Raw genomic sequence first — 236 nt, forward strand, 5'->3', positions numbered from 1 at the left:
GTTGCATTTTAGCCACTTGCATTACTAAGTGCCACTATAGCATTTGATTGAATTCCTGTTGAATTTGCTTGAACACCTATAGAGGTAGCATTTTGGCCTGATGCATTTGATGTATTACCTAATGCAAGTGCTCCTTTCCCTGTAGTTTTTGATAATGAACTAAATGCACTTGCATACTTATTAGCATTTGCAGTATCCCCAATAGCACGAGAACCTTCACAAGTAGCTGTAGCAGA

Annotated in this window: 1 pseudogene; it reads right to left on the reverse strand. The window is 38.6% G+C overall.

Annotation, left to right across the window (positions count from 1 at the left end):
- Nucleotides 1-8 precede the first annotated feature (8 nt).
- Nucleotides 9-236, reverse strand: a pseudogene (locus AYC60_RS03695) (hypothetical protein); the annotation flags it as partial.

It is taken from the genome of Streptobacillus felis (assembly GCF_001559775.1).
GTDB lineage: Bacteria > Fusobacteriota > Fusobacteriia > Fusobacteriales > Leptotrichiaceae > Streptobacillus > Streptobacillus felis.